A 2,245-nucleotide genomic window follows, 5' to 3' on the forward strand; every position below is an offset into this window, starting at 1 on the left:
TCCTCTACAAGGGTTGCTCCAATGTATTCAGGCTATCCCTGAAGGACTCAAGCCTTGCCGGCGATGTATTGCTGAACACCAGCGATGTAAAACAACAATACTATCCAACAGAGACAAAGCCAGGGAGCATCAGCCTGCGCGCCACGCTTGACAATGCCGTGCTGACCGGCGCCGCCGGCAGAGAGGATGTCGAACTGATGACAATCGGAGATTTAAACTCCGCTGACGGAAATCTCCATGCAGGGAAAAGCGATATCCAGCTCATCCTGAAAAATCATTCCACATGGAATGTCAAAAATCATACGCAGGTGGGCTTCAATTTCAGCAGCAAGGAAGAGTACAAGAACGCGAAGGAAAAGCTGGATAAAGACACCAGCACCGCCTACCCTAAGCCTTCCCTGGAAGCCTTTCTGAAGGTCGCGAACAAACGGATACGCCTTGCGAATCAAGGCAGTCAGCTGACCGATCTGTCTTTCTCCGGCGCGGGCAATACCGTCAATATCGACGGCACGGCGTTGCAGGTGATGGACAAAGGAATCCGGACCGACCCCGGCGCCTCCGGCCAGTTCAACGTGTCCAACAAGGGCAGCCTGAAAGGGGATGCCAATCTCAGCGATCCCAATGCGGCCCTGGGGGTCAGCCTGACGACAGAAGGGCAATGGCACGGCTCGGTGACAACAGGCCCGGCCGCAACATCCCGCCCCGCCAGCGGCGCCGCGCCTGTGGCGGCGACCCGCAGCTTGGGGGCCGCCACGGCCGGCACGCCGGCCCCCGCGGCAGGGCTGCGGGTCGACATCAGCGGGGACGGGACGGCCTGGACGGGCGATGTGAATGCGATAGCGGGCTACCATGCCCGGATCCGTGTCGCTGACAGGGGAAGCTGGACAGGCAAGGCCACGCGAGCCGGCACCGCCAACGTCGATGTGGCCGTGGGCCCCGGGGCAAAATGGACAACCAGCGGCAATGCTGACGTGTCCAATCTGGCGGTTGCTGCGACCGGCTTGGTGGACGCCACTGCGGGCCAGCTCAAGGTGGGCGCGCTGACGCTGGAGCGGGGCATCGGGATGTCCAATATAAGCGGCAACAGCAAGCTGACGGTGGAGAGATTCGCCGCCCCGATCGTGTTCCGCAGCCATTCCGCCAGCGAGGCGAAAGTGAATGCGGACGGGCTTTATCAGAAAGATGGCAAGACCTTTGTTCTGGCGAAGGTGGCCGATCCGGGTATCAGCGGCACGACGGAGCTGGGCGCCTGGCAATATGATGTCAAAGCAGTGAAGCCGACGACATCGGCCACCACCTATGATGTGGTGCTGGCGAAAAGCCAGCGCCTGTCCAACGCGGCGAAAACCGCACTGAACATGGCGGCCGCGCCGGCCATCGTGGCCAGGATGTCCTCCGATTTGCTGGACAGCCACCTGAGCGCGTCCCGCCGCAACACGGCCCATAACAAGGGGGCCTGGCTGGCTTTCCTGGGGGGCAACACCCGCGTGGCCACGCCTGCGGGTTCTGCCTTTGACATGCAGACCAGTGGCGTCATGCTGGGGGGAGAGACCCGTCTTAACGCGAGCTCCGGCTTGTGGCTGGCGGGGGGTGCCCTGTCCTTCGCCCGTGCCGGCTTCAACAGCGGCGGCACAAGCGCCTATGGCGCGCATGGGTATCTCTCCCGTCGCTACGACAACGGGGTCTTTCTGGATGCCACGGCGCAGTATGGCCACTACCGCACGTCTGCGAAAACCATGGCCACCGATGGCCAGGTGGCTGAGGGCGCATTCCGGACCAACGGGTTTGGCCTTGGGCTGAAGCTGGGTTACGACTGGCGTCTGGCGTCGGGGGCCTTTGTCGAGCCGTATGCCAAGCTGGAGGGCAATGCACTGGATGCCGCGAGATATACCCTGTCCAACGGCATGAGGGTTAAAAGCGATGGCGGCACATCGGTATCAAGCGAGTTAGGCGCCACGGCAGGCTATCGTTTGACGGGTGCGTATGGGTATATCGAACCGTATGTGCATCTGGCATGGATGAATACCTTTTCAAATGCCAATACGGTGCTCCTGAACAACCGGATCAACCTGGACAACAGCACGGCGGGCTCAGCGCTACGGCTGGGCCTGGGGTTCCAGATGAAGCTGACGAACAACGTGGGAGGCTATGCGGGCCTGAGCTACACCAAGGGCAAGCATATCGAACAGCCATTACAGGGCACGGTGGGGATTAATGTAGTCTGGTAGGAACCGCCACCGCATTT

Annotated in this window: 1 protein-coding gene; it reads left to right on the forward strand. The window is 61.1% G+C overall.

Going from position 1 to position 2,245, the window contains the following annotated elements:
* On the forward strand, positions 1 to 2,228 hold a 2,228-nt coding region (locus A7V84_RS15840; RefSeq protein ID WP_156508026.1), incomplete at its 5' end, for an autotransporter outer membrane beta-barrel domain-containing protein.
* Positions 2,229 to 2,245: the final 17 nt, after the last annotated feature.

The sequence above is a fragment of the Bordetella trematum genome (assembly GCF_900078335.1).
GTDB lineage: Bacteria > Pseudomonadota > Gammaproteobacteria > Burkholderiales > Burkholderiaceae_B > Bordetella > Bordetella trematum.